Source organism: Catenibacterium sp. AM22-6LB, from assembly GCF_003435615.1.
Taxonomy (GTDB): Bacteria; Bacillota_I; Bacilli_A; order Erysipelotrichales; family Coprobacillaceae; genus Catenibacterium; species Catenibacterium mitsuoka_A.
Map to the genome: position 1 here is coordinate 1 of NZ_QTUM01000113.1, position 894 is coordinate 894.

Sequence of the window (894 nt, forward strand, 5' to 3'; positions counted from 1 at the left end):
GCAGTAAGTGAAGGTATTCATGATGAAAACGGAAACTTCTTAGATAGTGGTGATTCACAACAGTATGATGCATTTGGTCATCCAATCCATTTTGGTACTGGTAAGGTATTAGAAAATATCTGTAAAGAACATTTTGGATGTAAAGTAAGAAGTATCGAATTAAATGTACTACAAAGATGTGCAATGCATATTGCCTCTAAAGTAGATATTGATGAATCTTTCTTTATTGGTAAAAAGGCTGTAGAAACAGCACTTGCTGATCATACAAATGTTATGATGGGTGTTAAGAGAACTAGCAATGATCCATATACTGCAGAATGTATCTATAGTAATGTACAGGATATTGCGAACCTAGAACAGAAAGTTCCAGCAGAGTGGATTACTAAAGAAGGTAATGATATCACTCAAGAACTTTATGATTACTTATATCCATTAATCCAGGGTGAAATTGCTATTACTTATAAGAATGGTATTCCTTCATATATCGATATTGCCCATTTAAAAGAAAATTAAGAACGAATAAAGTCGAATAAAGTCCCTTAAAAATGGGACTTTATTTATTTATTGTTTAATTTTATGTATTTTTTTGTTGACGAGTGTATTTCTACATGGTATTATAGGTGAGCAGTCAAGAAATGGGCCTGTAGCTCAGTTGGTTAGAGCGCACCCCTGATAAGGGTGAGGTCGATGGTTCAAATCCATTCAGGCCCACCATTTCTAAAACTGTTAAACATGGGCCTGTAGCTCAGTTGGTTAGAGCGCACCCCTGATAAGGGTGAGGTCGATGGTTCAAATCCATTCAGGCCCACCATGTTTATTTAAAATTTCTTTGGGGCCTTAGCTCAGCTGGGAGAGCGCCTGCTTTGCACGCAGGAGGTCAGGAGTTCGATCCTC

General features: G+C 37.2%; 3 tRNA genes and 1 pseudogene (1 of these 4 only partly in view). All 4 read left to right on the forward strand.

The features are described from left to right. A pseudogene (locus DW269_RS12425) lies at positions 1-513 on the forward strand (6-phosphofructokinase); the annotation flags it as partial. Positions 514-637: 124 nt separating this feature from the next. After that, positions 638-714 (forward strand) — tRNA-Ile (locus DW269_RS12430). A 20-nt stretch (positions 715-734) separates the two neighbouring features. Then, positions 735-811: transfer RNA gene (locus DW269_RS12435), tRNA-Ile, on the forward strand. 20 nt (positions 812-831) lie between these two features. Beyond that, positions 832-894, forward strand: a tRNA-Ala gene (locus DW269_RS12840) (it continues 39 nt past the right edge of the window).